The sequence below is a fragment of the Psychrobacillus sp. FSL K6-4046 genome (genome assembly GCF_038624605.1).
Classification (GTDB): Bacteria; Bacillota; Bacilli; order Bacillales_A; family Planococcaceae; genus Psychrobacillus.
Genome location: NZ_CP152020.1, coordinates 3,265,675 through 3,283,307, shown reverse-complemented (window position 1 = coordinate 3,283,307; position 17,633 = coordinate 3,265,675). Strand labels below are relative to the sequence as shown.

Sequence of the window (17,633 nt, the reverse complement as noted above, 5' to 3'; positions counted from 1 at the left end):
TCTGTTTTTCTTAGACTTTAAATAGATTAATAATGAGGAGATGTAGGATATGTCAAAAATTTATATTATTCATGAAAATGATGAGTGGACAATTCATTTAACTAAAAGATTAGAGGAACTTAATCTGCCTTATGAAAGCTGGCATTTAGACCAAGGAATTGTAGATTTAACGGTCGAACCACCAAACGGTGTATTTTATAACCGCATGAGCGCATCTTCTCATACTAGGGGGCATAGGTATGCACCAGAATTGGCTGGAGGTATGCTTACATGGTTAGAACATCATGGAAGAACAGTGTTTAATGGAACAAAAGCATTAAGCTTGGAACTAAGTAAAATCAATCAGTATGCAGCATTAGAAGCAAGCGGTATTCGAACACCTAAAACAATAGCTGCCGTTGGTAAGGAACACATCGTTTCTGCTGCCGAGAAATTAGGGGTTGTCCCTTTTATAACCAAACATAATAGAGCAGGGAAAGGACTAGGGGTTCAATTATTCCAAACAGTCGATGCATTAAAGGAATATATTTATGGCCCAATGTTTGATGAACCTGTGGATGGCATTACATTAATTCAAGAGTATATTCAATCTCCAGAATCGTATATTACAAGAGCAGAGTTTGTCGGAGGAAAATACTTATATGCTGTTAGAGTCGATACCTCTGAGGGATTTGAACTTTGCCCGGCTGACTCGTGTCAAATTGGTGATGCCTTCTGTCCAGTGGGAGAGGAGCCAACTGTTAAACCAAAGTTTGAGATCCAAGAGGATTTAGAGGAAGGATGGATTGCAAAATATGAAGCCTTCCTTCAACAAAACAAAATAGATGTTGCAGGTATTGAATTCATACGGGATAGTAATGGTGAAGTCTACACCTATGATGTAAACACGAATACGAATTATAATGCGGACGCTGAGGAAAAGGCTGGAAAATATGGCATGCTAGAGCTTGCTAAGTTTCTAGGAGCAACACTAGAAAGCTTAAAAGCATTTAACTAAGGATATGGTTAATTTGTGAGCAACCAACATAGCTATAACAAATAAATAAAGGAGAGGTACCGTAATTTCATGCCTCTCCTTTAATAGTTATGTGATATCTTAAGAGAAATCCTCTTTTAAAATGGAGTAAATTTTCAAATCTACATGTTTCCCTTTTACTTTCATCCCTTTTCTCATAGTACCCTCATAGGACATCCCCACTTTTTCCATTACACGCGAGGAGCCGACATTCTCGACAAAGCATCTAGCCTGTATGCGTATTAAATCCATGTGGTTAAAGCCAAAATGGATTAATGCTTCGGCTGCCTCAGTAGTTAACCCTTGTCCCCAGTATTCAGGGGAAAGAACGTATCCGATTTCAGCACTATCATGTTTAATTTGCCATTGGACGAAGTCGATAGTTCCGATCAACTGACCTGTTTCCTTATATTCAATCCCCCACGGTGCAATATCTTTTTTCTCGTACTGCTTTAGGATAAAATGAATGAATACCTTCGTGTCCTCTATTGTATTGTGCTGATCCCAAGTAACATACTTAGATACTTCTGGATCGGATCCATATGTATACATATCCTCTGCATCACCTAACGTAATTTTCCGCAGTAGGAGTCTTTCTGTTTCCAATTGTGGCAAGTCCCCGTAAATCGTTTGAATTTCCATTCCATAACCTCCTCCTTTTGTTAGTTCTTTTCATTATAATTTATTTAGCTTTGTTAAAGATATGGGTTTATTTTGACTAACCATTCTTTTTTATAGTGACTGTAAACATAAACAAAGGTACTTTCAAATGTCTGTTAAATATAAATAGATGATGAAATTGGGGTTGGTGACCATTTTGAAGCTTTGTTTATGCTAGTAAATTTTTAGCGATTAATCGATGATAAAGCTGTTCCATTTATTGATTGGAGCGCCAGACGGCGACTCCTACGGGATGAGTGAGACAGATAAGACATCACAACCACGCGCGTAAGCGATGGGTGATGGCTTATCGCTCACCCCGAGGAAAGCGTCCGGCTGGGGCGGAAATCAATTCTACTCTATGCTTTAAGATTTCTTGCATCATAAATCAACCCTAACCTTTAACATAGCCATTTATTTTTAAAAAAAGAAAGACTATTTAGATATAATGGTAGTAAGCTAATTAAAAGAGAAAAGAGGGGGAAGTATGAGGAAATATGAGATTATCTTATTTGATTTGGACGGAACGTTGTCAGATCCTAAAATAGGAATTACAACCTCTATCCAATATGGGTTAGAAAAAATGGGGATTTTGGAGAAGGATCTTGAAAAGTTAGAGTGCTTTATCGGACCACCATTACAGATTTCTTTTGCAGATCATTATGGCTTTAATGAAAATCAATGCCACCAAGCCATTGCTTTTTATAGAGAGAGATTTATAGAAACTGGCATGTATGAGAATGAACTTTACAAGGGCATTATCCCGTTGTTGGAAAAGTTAAAAGCGACAGGGAAAAAGCTTGCAGTTGCAACCTCTAAGCCTACGGTATTTGCTATCGAAATTTTAAAGTATTTCCAAATTGAAGATTACTTTGATGTAGTGGCTGGTAGTGAATTAGATGGAACTAGGTCAGCTAAGGCAGAAATCATACAATATGTTCTAGACGAGTTTCAGGATAATACGAAGGATAGTTTTGTCATGATTGGAGATAGAAAGCATGATATGATTGGAGCTAATTTAACGGGCATAGATTCCATAGGGGTAACGTATGGATTTGGATCGTCTGAAGAGTTGGAGCATGCGAGTGCTACTTACATTGTTGATAGTATAGAGGAGCTAGAGAAAATAATTGCTTAAAGAAAAAATAGATTAAGCGAAGCTATTCTAAATGGTGATATAAAAGGAGTTGTGACAATGAGCTTTGTAGCGTTATTGATCAGTCTATTAGTAGTTGTTTTTGGTGTAGCTATTTTAACAGGAATCATCTATTTGTTGATGAAAGCATCTAAGAAGTAAAAGGATTTTAGCTGAAAGTAAAAAGACCGATTGCTAAGTAGCGTTCGGTCTTTCCTTTTAATATTTATAGGATTGTCCACCATCGATTGTAATCACGCACGCATTTACAAACTTAGATTCATCAGATAACAAGAATGCAACAACGTTTGCTACCTCTTGAGGTCTACCGAAACGTTTCATAGGGTTAACGGAAACAAATGCTTTTCCAGCCTCTTCCCAGCCTTCTTCTCCACCAATTTGCTTTAAAGAAGCTTCTACCATAGGAGTCATGATGGCACCAGGAGCAATTGCATTAATATTAATACCGAATTGACCATATTCAATACCAGAGTTTCTAGTAAGGCCGACTACACCGTGTTTACTAGCAGAGTAACCCGACTGATTGCCGACACCACGAATACCGCCGACAGATGCAGTGTTTACTACAGAACCAGCTCCATTTTTTTTCATCTCAGCTAGTACATATTTTAAGCCATAAAATACTCCGTTTAGATTAACATTCACGACCTTGTGAAACTCTTCGATACCGAAATCCTCTGTCAGGTTTTGTTTGCCCTCTATTCCAGCATTGTTGAAAAATCCATCTATACGTCCAAACTTGTTAACTGTTTCATCCACATAGTTTTTAACTGCTGCCTCTTCTGCAACGTTTGCTGTAACTAGGAGTAATTCAGTATTTGGTGCCACTTCTAGGATACGACTTTTAGTTTCCTCTAGGCCATTGCTATTTAAATCTACCAGTGTCAGTTTAGCTCCATCCTTCGCCAAGGTTATGGCAGTGACCTGTCCTAGACCTGAACCAGCTCCAGTTATAATAATTACCTTTTCATTAAAACGTTTAGTCATAAACAGTTCCTCCATTTGTTAGTCTTTACTATATCTCGCATGCTATTAAATAGTACAAGTTAGGTTGCCTCGAAAATGGCTTACTATACATTGGTTTCCTTGTTAATTTACAGACCTTTTAGTTTCCCTCTATAATAAAAGAGTTATATAGTGCGCTTAGTTTTTGAGTCGTATGTGTGAAGCTCTTTATAATAGATGTCTCAGCTACCTCTCATTATGTATTTAAGCGCTTTCTTATTTAGGAGGTACTAAAGTGAAGTTCGTTTCGTGGAATGTCAATGGGCTGAGAGCCTGTGTAAATAAAGGATTTTTAGATTACTTTCAGAAGGTAGATGCTGATGTTGTATGCCTTCAGGAAACCAAGCTGCAAGAAGGTCAAATCTCACTTGCTTTAGATGGTTATGAGCAGTATTGGAACTATGCATTGAAAAAAGGGTACTCGGGAACTGCTATCTTTACAAAGATTAAACCTATTTCAGTTAAATATGGAGTAGGAGATTTAGAAACCGAAGATGAAGGACGCATTATTACAATGGAGTTCGAGGATTTCTATTTAGTGAATGTTTACACTCCAAATGCTAAACGTGATTTAACAAGACTTGCTTATCGATTAGAGTGGGAAGACGACATGCGTACATATTTAAAGCAGTTAGATACTATAAAGCCTGTTCTCATGTGTGGAGATTTAAACGTGGCTCACGCTGAAATAGATTTGAAAAATGCTAAATCCAATAAAGGTAATTCAGGATTTACGACAGAGGAAAGAGGGAAGATGACCTCGCTATTAGCAGAAGGGTTTGTCGATACCTACCGATACTTCCATCCAGACCAAGAGGGCGCGTACACGTGGTGGTCATACATGAGTAAGGTGAGGGAGCGCAATATCGGGTGGCGCATTGATTATTTTATAGCATCCGAAAGGTTAATCCCCCGACTGATCAGTGCTTCGATTGACGCAGATGTGTTAGGTAGCGATCATTGTCCCATTTTATTAGAAATAAAGACGAAAAGTCATGAATAGCTTATAAAATATTCAATATATTAAGGGAAAGGATACTATCCCTTAATAAAATAGAGTACAATGTGTTTAAAATAGAAAAATTCTGGAGGTACCAATAGATGAATGCTTTAGCTGTCCAATTAAATGAGAAAATGCAAAAAGAAAATCCTGCAATTTTTAATATGTTATCCGATTTAGGCAAAAATCTATACTATCCAAAAGGAATATTAAGTCAAAGTGCAGAAGCTGGAAAAAAAGCACATCGCTTTAATGCTACTATTGGGATTGCTATTGAAAATGGAGAGCCTATGCATTTTCGTCATATTCAAGATAAATTAGATTATAGTCCTAGCGACATTTATCCATATGCTCCACCCCAAGGGAAGGAGGCACTTCGTTCTGCTTGGAAGGAAAAACTACTGATCGACAACCCCTCTTTACAAGGGAAAAACTTTGGATTACCGATTGTTACTAATGCATTAACTCATGGACTAAGTATTGTTGCCGATTTATTTATGAATCCTGGTGATGTAGTAATTACCCCCGATCAATACTGGGGTAATTACAATACAGTCTTTCAAATAAGAAGAGGAGGAAAGGTGGAAACTTTCCCTCTATTTAATGAAAATGGTGGCTTTGACGTAGAAGGCTTCCGAGCTACACTTTTAAAGCAGACAGGAAAAGCTATTGTATTATTAAACTTTCCTAACAATCCTACTGGCTTTACTCCATCTGTTCAAGAAGGAGAAGCAATTGTCGAGGCTTTGAAGGAAGCGGCTGATGGCGGTTTAGATATAGTAGTGGTATTAGATGATGCCTATTTCGGTCTTTTTTATGAGGATTCTATGAAGGAATCACTATTTGCCCTACTAGCGGGTGCCCATTCTAATATATTACCTATTAAAGTAGATGGAGCAACGAAAGAAAATTACGTTTGGGGTCTCCGGGTTGGTTTTATCACCTATGCTGCTTCTCCAGACGTATTAGACGCACTAGAGCAAAAGACAAAGGGTATTATTCGAGGTACCATCTCAAGTGGTTCCCATATTTCCCAAACGATGATTTTAGAGTCGCTTCAATCAGATGACTTCCAAAAGGAAAAACAAGAGAAGTTCAATATTATGCTAGGAAGAGCAACTAAAACAAAAGAAGTGCTTGCAGATGCAAGATTTGATGCTTACTGGACGTACTATCCATTTAACTCTGGCTATTTTATGTGCTTAAAACTTCATGGTTTAGATGCAGAAACGCTTCGTTTACATTTACTAGATCAATATGGTGTTGGCGTTATTGCTAGTAATACAACTGATATTCGTGTAGCCTTCTCTTGTGTAGAAGAAGAGGACATTGAAGAACTATTTAACCTAATCTATAAGGGCTGCCAAGATCTAACTAAATAATTTGACCTGTTAAAACTACCTAAGAAAAACTTAGGTAGTTTTTTTGCGGTTTTAAGGAGTTTAGCATTCTAAACTCAGAGATAGCATAGTGGAAATCTATAGCATATTTTATCTTATAGAGAGATTTGAATACGACAGGAAACTTATCGGCCGTTCCATTACTTATATTTATTAAATATGTGATTGTATTTCCTTCCGAGAGAATTAATACCAATTGGTACGCATATTTTATAGAGTATTAAATCTATTTTCTTTAGTAGTTCGAAAGAAAGAAGGGAGGATTGAAATGCGGAGAAGAAGAGAGTCATCGGTCATATTTCAAATATTTATAGGTAGTTGTATTGCTATGGTCGTTTTGTTTAGTTTGTACCTTATTGCTGATAAGGATAAGGAAGAACGGTCTGTGGAGCGAGAGGAGGTTGACGTAGTTACGGAGATTGAACAAGAAGAGCCACAGGTAGAAGGAAAGACGACTCCGAGTCCTTCAAATCCTAATGTTAAAGTAGAATACTCTTCTAAAGAATGGGTGACTCACGGTGGAGATTACTATAATAGGAGATATTCGGTACTCGATCAAATTACATCAGAGAACATTGGAGATTTAAAGCCAACCTGGGTAACTAGTTTAGGTTCTGGAGCAGAGCCTAAGTATTCAGGAGAGGCAACTCCATTAGTCGTGGATGGAATTATGTATGTGGCAACGGGTGCTAATGATATATTTGCTTTAGATGCCAAAACTGGAGAACTGATATGGGCCTACGAGCCGGATATTAGCCAAGAGATGGATACTGTATGCTGTGGTTGGACAACGCGAGGTCTAGCTGTAGGAGATGGGAAAGTATATGCAGGTCTACTAGATGCACGTCTTATCGCTTTGGATCAAAAAACGGGAGAATTGCAATGGGAGACAAAGGTTGCAGAATGGGAGGAAGGCTATACCGTCACTAGTGCCCCTCTTTATTATAATGGTAAGGTTTACACCGGAGTGGCAGGAGGTGAATATGGAATCCGTGGTCGCGTAATGGCGTATGATGCGGATTTAGGATACGAAGTATGGAGATTCTATACCATACCAGGTCCAGGTGATATAAATGGCGATACTTGGCCAGACAATGATTCTTGGTTGACTGGTGGAGGACCTGTTTGGAATACTCCAGCTGTAGATCCTGAGCTTGGATATATTTACTTTGCTACTGGCAATACAGCACCCGACTTAGATGGAAGCAACCGAGAGGGTGATAATTTATATGCTAACTCGGTTGTTGCTGTAAATGCAGAAAATGGAGACTATGTTTGGCACTTCCAAGAGGTGCATCATGATATATGGGATATGGATCCAGCCAATCCTGTTGTTTTGTTTGACGTAGAAAAAGATGGTGTGATGAGAAAAGGACTTGGCCAGGCAGGGAAAACTGGCTGGGTGTATTTCTTAGATCGAACCGACGGGACACCGCTTATTGGTATTGAAGAAAAGCCCGTTCCACAATTGGCAGAACAAAAAACCTCTCCTACACAACCGTTCCCAGTTGGGGATGCATTCGTTCCTCAAGGAGTTTTTCAGGATGACGTTGATAAAGACTTAGGAGATACATTTGAAGGGCAAATAGGAGACATATTTACTCCTTTCTGGGAGGAACCAATCACACTTAAGCCGGGTCCAGCAGGCGGAGCAAATTGGCCACCTTCTGCTTACAATCCGGATACAGAGTTATTCTATGTGCTAGGGAATGATAATTATTTTTCCTTTGCAAGACAAGAAGATGAAGCGTTCGAAGAGGGTTCTATGTATATAGGAAGCATAATGCAGCCAGTTTCTAATGCACCTGTAAGAGGTACAGTCACTGCGTTAGATGTGAAAACAAATAAAATAGTTTGGCAGCAAAATTGGGATGCACAAGCATACAGTGGAGTATTAACAACTAAGGGGAATCTAGTTTTTGTAGGTCACAACGATGGAAGGCTGATAGCCTTTGATGCAAAAACAGGTAACCAATTATGGGAGTATATGATGGATGCGGGGGCCAATGCTCCTTCTATCACATATGAAATAGACGGAGAGCAGTATATTTCTATTTATGCGGCAGGCAATGCTTTAGCGGGATCGAAGCATGGAGATAAAATATATACCTTTAAGCTTGGAGGTAGCTTACCTGAAGGGCAAGTGATTGATGGCTCTGTTAAAGAAAAGGTAAGTGTGAATGAAGAAACGGAAGGAGCAACAGTTAGTTCTGACTTTGGTCTGTCTGTTTATACAAACAGCTGCATAGCTTGTCATGGAGATCAAGGTGCCAATGGACACAATGGGCCAAATCTTCAAGATAGTAAATTTGCAGAAAACAGAGAAAACGTAATAGATCGAATAACTAATGGAGGAACTACTATGCCTTCGTTTAATGAGACATTAACCCAAGAGGAAATAGATGCAGTTGCGGATTATGTCTTGACGGCCATCTCTCCTTTAGGTAAATAATAAGATAGGCAGTTTAGCCAGTCCTGTTAGGGGGCTGGCTTTGTTGTGGTTAATTTTCCATGCGAAAGGGTAAATAGTGTATACTAAGTTCAATAGTTATTAGAAGGAGATCATCATGAAAAAAATTTATGCCGATGACAGTTTAGCATTACATACTGATTTATATCAGATAAATATGGTGGAGGCCTACTGGGCTGATAATATGCATGAGAGAAAAGCAGTGTTTGAATTATTTTTCCGAAAGCTTCCTTTTGGGAATGGTTATGGCATTTTTGCTGGTCTAGAAAGATGTCTGGATTACTTAAGAGATTTTCATTTTTCGGAAAGCGATTTAGAGTACTTGCAAAATGGACTAGGGTATCGTGATGATTTTATAGATTACTTAAAAACGGTTCGTTTTACTGGTGATGTTTATTCGATGAAAGAAGGGGAATTAGTATTTCCTAATGAGCCAATTATTCGAGTGGAATCTACTCTAGCAGAGGCACAATTAGTAGAGACCGCTTTGCTTAATATCGTGAATTATCAAACGTTAATTGCTACTAAAGGATCTCGTATTAAACAGGTTGTCAAAGACGAAGTGGCAATGGAATTTGGCTCTCGACGTGCTCAAGAAATGGATGCTGCAATTTGGGGAACTCGTGCAGCCTTTATCGGAGGGATTGAGGCGACTAGTAATGTTCGCGCTGGCAAAATGTTTGGTATCCCTGTCTCTGGAACACATGCACATTCCATGGTGCAAGCATATAAAAGTGAGTATGATGCCTTTCACTCATATGCTAAAAGACACAAGGACTGTGTTTTCCTCGTAGATACATATAATACCTTGAAAACAGGTGTGCCAACTGCTATTAAAGTAGCTAAAGAGCTAGGGGAGAAGATAAATTTCATCGGTATTCGCTTAGATTCAGGAGATATCTCGTTCTTATCGAAGGAAGCTAGAAAAATGCTAGATGCAGCAGGGTTTCCAAATGCTAAGATAATCGTTTCTAATGATTTAGACGAGTATACTATTTTGAACTTAAAGGCTCAGGGAGCAAAGGTAGACAGCTGGGGTATTGGCACTAAGCTGATTACAGGATATGACCAGCCTGCACTTGGTGCTGTATATAAAATTGTATCTATTGAAAATGAAGCAGGGGTAATGGAGGATACTATCAAAATCTCCTCTACTACTGAAAAAGTTACTACTCCTGGGCAGAAAAAGCTCTTCCGTATTATAGATAAGGAAAACGGTAAAGCCGAGGGTGATTACATTGCTATGCATGATGAAGACCCTGCTCATGAGGAACGTCTAAAAATGTTCCACCCTGTCCATACATTCGTTTCTAAATTTGTCACGAACTTTGAGGCTAAGGATTTACATGTAAAGGTAATCGAAAACGGGACAGTAATTTATAATAACCCAGATCTTGCGGAAATTCGGAATTATGCTCATGATAATTTGGATTTACTTTGGGAGGAATATAAGCGTTCTCTTAATCCAGAGGAATATCCTGTTGATTTAAGCCAGAAGTGCTGGGACAATAAAATGCGTAACATTCAAGAAGTGAAGGAAATGGAGCAAAATCTTATTTCAAACAATGGAGGGATTTAAGATGTCTGACAAACAAAGAGAAATTATCGAAGCCTTAAAAGTAAAGCCGGAGATTGATCCAAAAGAGGAAGCTCGTATAAGTATCGATTTTATGAAAGACTATTTAAAGAAGCATCCATTTTTAAAAAGTATGGTTTTAGGTATTTCAGGTGGCCAAGACTCCACTTTAGTGGGCAAGCTTGCCCAAATGGCAGTGAATGAGTTGAATGACGAAATGGGAGCAGGCACGTATTCATTTATCGCGGTTAGTTTGCCATACGGGGTGCAATTTGATGAATCTGATCGTCAGGATGCACTGAACTTTATTCAGCCAAGCAAACGTGTAACCATTAATATTAAAGAAGCCGTAGACGCAAGTGACCGTGCGTTGAAGGAAGCAGGCATAACCCTTAGTGATTTTGCAAAAGGAAATGAAAAAGCGAGAGAACGTATGAAGGCTCAGTATTCTATAGCAGCAACATATAACGGTGTAGTACTAGGTACAGATCATGCGGCCGAAGCGGTCACTGGCTTTTATACTAAATATGGTGATGGTGGAGTAGACTTAACCCCAATCTTCCGTCTCAATAAAAGACAAGGGAAGCAATTGCTAAAGCATCTCGGTGCACCACAGCATCTCTACACTAAAGTTCCGACAGCCGACCTAGAGGAAAATCGTCCAGCTCTACCGGATGAGGTTGCACTTGGAGTGAGCTACGATGATATTGATGATTACCTAGAAGGTAAGAATGTATCTCCAGAAATAGAAGAGAAAATCGTTGGCTTCTATGATCGTTCTGAACACAAACGACAGCTGCCAATAACCATTTTTGATGACTTTTGGAAATAAATAAAGGCATGGAATCTCTTATCGTAGAGACTCCATGCTTTTTGGTTGGATTAGATATTTTGAAGGCTGCTGAAAAAATAATTTAAATTGTTTTATCTTCCTTTTTTGGTTATGCTTATACTGTATTATAAAAATTTTCTAACTAATCATTTAATGATAATTTTGGGGGAAAACAGATGAATGAAAAATTACAGATAGAAGCAATTATTTCTAATATAGAAAAAGTAATGATAGGGAAGAAAGACATTGCAGAATTAGCAGTTGTATCTCTTTTGGCAGATGGACATGTTTTGCTCGAGGATGTTCCTGGAGTGGGAAAAACCATGATGGTTCGTGCGCTCGCTAAATCTATCGGGGCCGATTTTAAAAGAATTCAATTTACTCCTGACTTATTACCATCCGACGTATTAGGAGTCTCCATATATAACCCCAAAGAAATGGAATTTGAGTTTCGACCAGGACCTATTCTTGGGAACATTGTGTTAGCAGACGAGATCAACCGTACATCCCCGAAAACACAATCAGCATTACTAGAAGGAATGGAAGAAGCTTCCGTTACAATTGACGGCATTACGATGCCACTTCCAAAGCCATTTTTTGTTATGGCTACCCAAAATCCAATTGAGCATGAGGGTACATACCCTTTACCTGAGGCTCAGTTAGACAGATTTTTGTTGAGATTAAAAATGGGCTACCCTAATCAACATGAAGAGATTGAAGTATTAAATAGATTAGAGCATGCATCTCCTATTGATAGCCTCCAGCCAGTAGTTTCTCTTGAAGAGCTTATTCACCTCCAGAAACAAGTAAAAAATGTTAGCGTAGATTTGACAATGAAGGGATATATTGTGGATTTAGCTAATAGAACACGAGTAGATACTTATGTTTATCTTGGAGTGAGCCCTCGAGCATCCATTGCGTTGATGCGTGCCTCTCAGGCCTATGCCTTACTACAGGGAAGAGATTACGTGATTCCAGATGATATTCAATATTTATTGCCATTTGTTTTTGGGCACCGTGTTATTCTTCGTCCTGAGGCAAGGTATGATGGTATTTCTTCTGAGGAAGTACTTTCCCGTATTGTTAAACGAACTCCTGTCCCTATCAAGAGGAAGGTACACGGATGATTGAGCGGACAGAAGGATTAAAGAAGTATAAAGGTTTTATTGGTATCCTTCTTCTCTTGGTGGTGGCATTTGTGTATGCAATGTTTCAGGGGGGCTTCGTCAGTTGGTTTCTTTTTTACCTCATTGTTCCTGTCTCTATATACTCAATTCTACTGTTTTTTTACCCCCTCTCTAAGATAGAAGCAGAGAGGATAATTGAAACACGAAAAGTGTATAGCGGGGGAAGGTTTTCTGCCACGGTCAGGGTGACAAGAAATAATCGTTTTCCTCTGTTGTTTGTGTGGTTTGAGGAAAGGGTCGGACCTTCTCTTAGGCACACAGGGTCAAGAAGGCAGCTTGTTTTTTGGGGAATAAAAAAAGAGTTTACCTGGACGTATGAAATAGAACATATGCCACGCGGTGAGCATGTATTAGAGGGGACTACAATTGAAGTGAGCGATCTGTTTGGATGGATGAAAAAAAGTATTTTTATTTCGAATCCAAAAACCTTACTAGTCTTTCCGAATCTAACCGATATGATTTATATTCCAATGGAAACTAGGTATGATCAGGGAGCAGCTGCATCAAGAATTCAAGTGATGAAGGATACGACTATGGCGACAGGGGTACGTTCCTATCAGCCTGGTGATCGAGTTTCTTGGATACATTGGAAGTCATTTGCCCGTACCCAAACTCTTAAAACTAAGGAATTTGAAGATCGTCAATCTCAGGATTTGTTCATCTTAATCGATCGAACGTTGACTCCTATGTTTGAGGACGTCGTAGATTTATCTGCCTCTATTATGCAGGCCATTGTTCGCCATCAAGCCAGCAGTGCATTTTTATCTCTTGGAGAAGATCGTTTCTTCTTGCCAAATGTAGAGAATGAGACCCAGCTACATCAAGTCTTATATCATTTAACAAAAGTGCAACCTGATTTAAACAAGCCTATTGACCAAGTCATATCTCAGGAGCCAGCATTAGCTCAAGCAACTTCGTTATTATATATAACAAGTGAGCTAACACATGAGTGGATTGATGGGATAAACCGTAACGCAGGGAACCTACGTTTATGTAGGTGCTTTGTCGTAAAAAACAAAAACGAGAAACCAAATAAAAATGAGAATGCACTGTACCAATACGCGAAAAGTAGAGGAGTAGACGCTCATAATATTACAAAGGACCGTTTTGCCCAAGCATTTATGGAGGTGAATCGTTCATGAAAGATAACTACCTGCAAGGAATCATTTCCTTCCTAATTTATACGTTCACCTGTTTTTTAATAGTAGAATGGTTGAAGCCGGTTATGGAATTGACTAATACCGACCATTTGTCATTGTTTGTCATATATCTGTCTGTATCCTTCTTTTTTTACTTTATAAAGCTTAACTGGAAGTTTACGATACCGATCAAGCTAGTGTTTATCAGCTGGACTATTGTTCATATCTACACGGATTATTCTTTTTTATCTAGAGACGCATTGAATTATTTAAGTGAAGCACTTCAACACAACTTTGCCTCTATTTTTAGCCAGGAATGGGGAGCGATAACGGATCCGTTTCGGACCTTTTTGTTTTTTGCTCTACTTTGGATGACTACCTATTTACTAAACTATTGGATCACCATTAGAAAGACAATTTTATTGTTTTTCATACTGACCGTTTTATTTATCACTATTTTGGATACATTCAGTCCTTACAATGCTAAGAATTCTATAGTCATTACATTAATTTCTGGGTTTATCATTATGGGATTACTCTATATCCAAAAATTAATAAAAGAAAATCAAGTCTCTATTAGAGGAACCTTTGTCACAGCTTCTATTACTAGTTTAATCGTATTAGTTATGATCAGTGGTATAACGGCATATGCAATGCCAAAAGCAGGTCCGATATGGCCCGATCCCGTCCCTTTTTTCACTACCTCTACACTTGAAGTAGATGAGCGTGAAGGGAATGGAGCTAGTGTAAATGGTGTGAAGAGGGTTGGCTACGGAGAAAACGATGAGCAATTAGGAGGAGCCTTTCAAAGTGATGATACGCCTGTTTTTTGGGCAAAGACTGATACCCCGCAATACTGGAAGGTTGAAACCAAAGATACTTATACCTCTAAAGGTTGGATACAATCCGAGGAAGAGACACCTTTACTAAGCTTTGGGAGTGGAGAACTATTTGAAACGGATTTCCCACCAGGAGCAGAAGAATATACGGAGGAAGCTAATATAATGTTGGCGCAAGAGTTTCCATTAATTCTTCAGCCTTATGGTATGAAAAGCATACAAACGAATGAAGAAGCTTTGTTTACAAGTAATCCACTAACCCAAAAAATTTCTGTTCTTAATAGCAGTAATTCTGTTCTATGGGATTACAATGTGACATTTAGTGAGCCTAGTTATAGTCTTAAAGCGATGCGGGAAACCTCTGTAGAAGATTTAAGTTTGGTGCCTGCTGAATTGCAGCGATATTTACAGCTGCCTGACACACTACCTGAGAGAGTAAAAGAGCTTGCCGTCAGCATTACGGAAGATCGGATAAGTCTCTATGATAAGGCGCTTAATATTGAACGCTATTTCAGAGGGAATAACTTTAGCTACAATCAAACGATGGCTGCGGTTCCAAGGGGCGACACAGACTATGTAGATCAGTTTTTATTTGAAACGAAGGTAGGCTACTGTGATAACTTTTCAACTTCAATGGTCGTCCTTCTACGCTCCCTTGATATCCCTGCACGATGGGTTAAAGGGTTTGCTCCTGGAGAACGAGCGAATGTAGAAGGTCTTGGAAGTGTTTATGAGGTTACGAATAATAATGCACACTCGTGGGTAGAGGCTTATTTTCCAAACGTAGGGTGGATAACATTTGAGCCGACAATTGGCTTTTCCTCAAGTGCCAATGTTATATACGATATAGAGTCACAGACTGATGAACCTCAGACTCCAGAACAGCAGGAGGAGAAACAAGAGGAGCAAGCTACAACAGGAAAAAAAGATGATGATGTTTCCTTTAGCTTAACGACCTTCCTTCAAGATACTTTAGAATGGATGACGGAAAGAAAGGCAGCTATCATTTGGGGTCTTATAATTCTTGGAATCATAAGCCTGTTTGCTTATAGCCGTCGCGGAAAGTGGTTACCTAAGGTATTAATACCAGTAGGTAGAATGCGTAAAAATGATTGGAACTCTTTCGAGAAAATGTACCATCAGCTTCTACAGCAGCTAAGTCTCCATGGGATGCGAAGAGAGCAAGGACAAACCTTATTGGACTTTGCTAAAAAAGTGGACAAGGATATCGGTACCAACCATATGACTGATCTAACCAAGGTGTATCAACAGGGCTTTTATGGGAACAATAAAACGGAACTTAATTATGCGTCGATTAGAGAAAGTTGGGAATATTTAATCAATCGTATAAGCGGTTGATTTTACCCTCAACAACCTGTAAACTGAAGTCAAATTAAATTTGACCAAGTTGCCCTCGTATATGTCCGATAATATGGTTCGGATGTTTCTACCAAGTTACCGTTAATAACTTGACTATGAAGGTGAATGCAGTCATGTCTTTTTTAAGGACATCTGCATTCACCTTTTAATGTAGAAAGCAAAAACGCGTAGAAAGAGGAACTTTCGCACGCGTTTTTTTAATACGTATTGGGTTTAACGGATTGGGATAAATATATATAGAAGAGGTGGAATGCATATGTCTTCAACTCCATTGTTGAAAGAACAAGAAAAAATTGTCGTTCTAGATTTCGGCAGTCAGTACAATCAGTTAATCACTCGTCGGATTCGTGAGTTTGGAGTGTATAGTGAATTACATCCCCATACTGTAACTGCCGAGGATATTAAAAAAATGAACGCCACTGGTATCATTTTTTCAGGTGGACCTAACTCTGTATATGATACGAATGCTTTTCATATCGATGAGGCAATCTATGATTTGAATATACCTATTCTAGGAATTTGCTATGGTATGCAGTTAATGGCTTATCAATTTGGCGGAAAAGTAGAAAAGGCTTTTTCAAGAGAATACGGTAGAGCAGAGATCGACATTAAGAATCCGACAGCTTTATTTGGCGACCTTCCTTCTAAGCATGTAGTTTGGATGAGTCACGGAGATCATGTAACTGCTGCACCAGAAGGCTTTGATGTGATTGCGACAAGCCCATCTTGTGATGTTGCTGCAATGGCAAATGTTGAAAAAGGCTTATATGCGGTACAATTCCACCCAGAAGTACGTCACTCTATATACGGTCTAGAGCTACTTCGCCAATTCGTATTTGACGTTTGTAAGGCAAAAGGCGATTGGTCAATGGAAAGTTTCATTGAAATGGAAATCGAAAAAATTCGTGAAACAGTTGGGGACAAGAAAGTCCTATGTGCGCTAAGTGGAGGAGTAGATTCCTCAGTAGTTGCAGTCCTTATCCATAAAGCAATTGGTGACCAGCTTACTTGTATGTTCGTAGACCATAATCTACTTCGTAAGGATGAAGCGGAAGGTGTAATGAAAACCTTCTCTGAGGGCTTCAATATGAACGTTATAAAAATTGATGCGCGTGAGCGTTTTATGAATAAATTAGCTGGAGTTTCTGATCCAGAGAAAAAACGTAAAATTATTGGTAATGAATTTATTTATGTGTTCGATGATGAAGCGTCTAAATTAGAAGGTATGGATTTCCTTGCGCAAGGAACACTGTACACAGATATCATTGAAAGTGGAACAGCTACTGCTCAAACAATCAAATCTCATCATAACGTTGGTGGACTTCCAGAGGACATGCAGTTCAAATTAATTGAGCCTTTGAAAACTTTATTCAAAGATGAGGTTCGTGCATTAGGCTCAGAGCTAGGCTTAGCTGATGAAATCGTATGGCGCCAACCATTCCCTGGTCCTGGACTAGCTATCCGAGTTCTAGGAGAAGTAACAGAAGAAAAACTAGCAATCGTACGTGAATCGGATGCAATCCTACGCGAAGAAATAGCTAAGGCAGGCTTAGACCGCGATATCTGGCAATACTTCACTGTACTTCCTGATATCCGCAGCGTTGGTGTAATGGGTGACGCAAGAACTTACGATTACGCAATCGGTATCCGTGCAGTTACCTCTATCGACGGTATGACATCTGACTGGGCACGTATCCCATGGGACGTTCTAGAAAAGGTATCTGTTCGATTAGTAAATGAAGTACCACACATCAACCGAGTGCTGTATGACATTACGAGTAAACCACCAGCAACGATTGAGTGGGAATAGGACTGTATTTAATTATAAACACAGTCATACCTTGTGATTAACATATCTCAAATATTAAATCCTCTTTTAGTTATTGATAACAGATAACTAAAAGGGGATTTTTATTTGGTTAAAAAATAGTTGAAAGATGATGTTTAATTGAATAATCTTATTTAAGATTGTAA

The 17,633-nt window shown here is 38.9% G+C and carries 13 protein-coding genes and 1 riboswitch; of the genes, 11 read left to right on the top strand and 2 right to left on the bottom strand.

Features of this window, described 5'->3' with window-relative positions; genetic code table 11:
• Positions 1-49: 49 nt before the first annotated feature.
• Positions 50-997 (top strand): alpha-L-glutamate ligase, encoded by a 948-nt coding sequence (locus tag MKY09_RS16115; protein WP_169360504.1) that lies wholly within the window; start codon positions 50-52, stop codon positions 995-997.
• A 99-nt stretch (positions 998-1,096) separates the two neighbouring features.
• Here the strand turns inward: MKY09_RS16115 and MKY09_RS16110 are convergent, their stop codons facing one another.
• A complete protein-coding gene (locus MKY09_RS16110; RefSeq protein WP_298470088.1) occupies positions 1,097-1,657 on the bottom strand; it encodes a GNAT family protein in 561 nt (186 codons plus the stop codon).
• A gap of 505 nt (positions 1,658-2,162) precedes the next feature.
• Here MKY09_RS16110 and MKY09_RS16105 point away from each other — a divergent pair.
• Positions 2,163-2,813, top strand: coding sequence for an HAD family hydrolase (locus MKY09_RS16105; RefSeq protein WP_342567102.1), 651 nt, complete (start codon positions 2,163-2,165; stop codon positions 2,811-2,813).
• A gap of 216 nt (positions 2,814-3,029) precedes the next feature.
• On the opposite strand, the gene MKY09_RS16100 is transcribed toward MKY09_RS16105, so the two are convergent.
• The gene (locus MKY09_RS16100; protein WP_169360501.1) at positions 3,030-3,818 is read right to left on the bottom strand and encodes an SDR family oxidoreductase; all 789 of its coding nucleotides are present in this window, start codon (positions 3,816-3,818) and stop codon (positions 3,030-3,032) included.
• A 253-nt stretch (positions 3,819-4,071) separates the two neighbouring features.
• Here MKY09_RS16100 and MKY09_RS16095 point away from each other — a divergent pair, with 253 nt between their 5' ends.
• From MKY09_RS16095 to guaA, 9 genes are all read left to right on the top strand, one after another.
• The gene (locus MKY09_RS16095) at positions 4,072-4,839 is read left to right on the top strand and encodes an exodeoxyribonuclease III (protein WP_342567101.1); all 768 of its coding nucleotides are present in this window, start codon (positions 4,072-4,074) and stop codon (positions 4,837-4,839) included.
• A gap of 98 nt (positions 4,840-4,937) precedes the next feature.
• On the top strand, positions 4,938-6,218 hold the full coding sequence (locus MKY09_RS16090; RefSeq protein WP_342567100.1) for an aminotransferase class I/II-fold pyridoxal phosphate-dependent enzyme: 1,281 nt from the start codon (positions 4,938-4,940) through the stop codon (positions 6,216-6,218).
• 286 nt (positions 6,219-6,504) lie between these two features.
• Positions 6,505-8,688 (top strand): PQQ-binding-like beta-propeller repeat protein, encoded by a 2,184-nt coding sequence (locus MKY09_RS16085; protein ID WP_342567099.1) that lies wholly within the window; start codon positions 6,505-6,507, stop codon positions 8,686-8,688.
• 115 nt (positions 8,689-8,803) lie between these two features.
• Positions 8,804-10,285 carry a nicotinate phosphoribosyltransferase gene (locus tag MKY09_RS16080; RefSeq protein WP_342567098.1) on the top strand — a complete coding sequence of 494 codons (1,482 nt, stop codon included), beginning with the start codon at positions 8,804-8,806 and terminating at the stop codon, positions 10,283-10,285.
• 1 nt (position 10,286) lies between these two features.
• Positions 10,287-11,114, top strand: coding sequence for an ammonia-dependent NAD(+) synthetase (gene nadE, locus MKY09_RS16075; protein ID WP_342567097.1), 828 nt, complete (start codon positions 10,287-10,289; stop codon positions 11,112-11,114).
• 176 nt (positions 11,115-11,290) lie between these two features.
• Entirely contained in the window at positions 11,291-12,241 is a 951-nt protein-coding gene (locus MKY09_RS16070) for a MoxR family ATPase (protein ID WP_169360495.1), read from the top strand.
• Positions 12,242-12,630: 389 nt separating this feature from the next.
• Positions 12,631-13,443 carry a DUF58 domain-containing protein gene (locus tag MKY09_RS16065; RefSeq protein WP_342567096.1) on the top strand — a complete coding sequence of 271 codons (813 nt, stop codon included), beginning with the start codon at positions 12,631-12,633 and terminating at the stop codon, positions 13,441-13,443.
• Complete coding sequence (locus tag MKY09_RS16060) at positions 13,440-15,638, top strand: transglutaminase family protein (RefSeq protein WP_342567095.1); 2,199 nt, start codon at positions 13,440-13,442, stop codon at positions 15,636-15,638. Before MKY09_RS16065 ends, MKY09_RS16060 begins: the two co-directional genes overlap by 4 nt.
• A gap of 35 nt (positions 15,639-15,673) precedes the next feature.
• Positions 15,674-15,775, top strand: a riboswitch (purine riboswitch).
• A 140-nt stretch (positions 15,776-15,915) separates the two neighbouring features.
• Positions 15,916-17,469 carry a glutamine-hydrolyzing GMP synthase gene (gene guaA, locus MKY09_RS16055; protein ID WP_169360492.1) on the top strand — a complete coding sequence of 518 codons (1,554 nt, stop codon included), beginning with the start codon at positions 15,916-15,918 and terminating at the stop codon, positions 17,467-17,469.
• Positions 17,470-17,633: the final 164 nt, after the last annotated feature.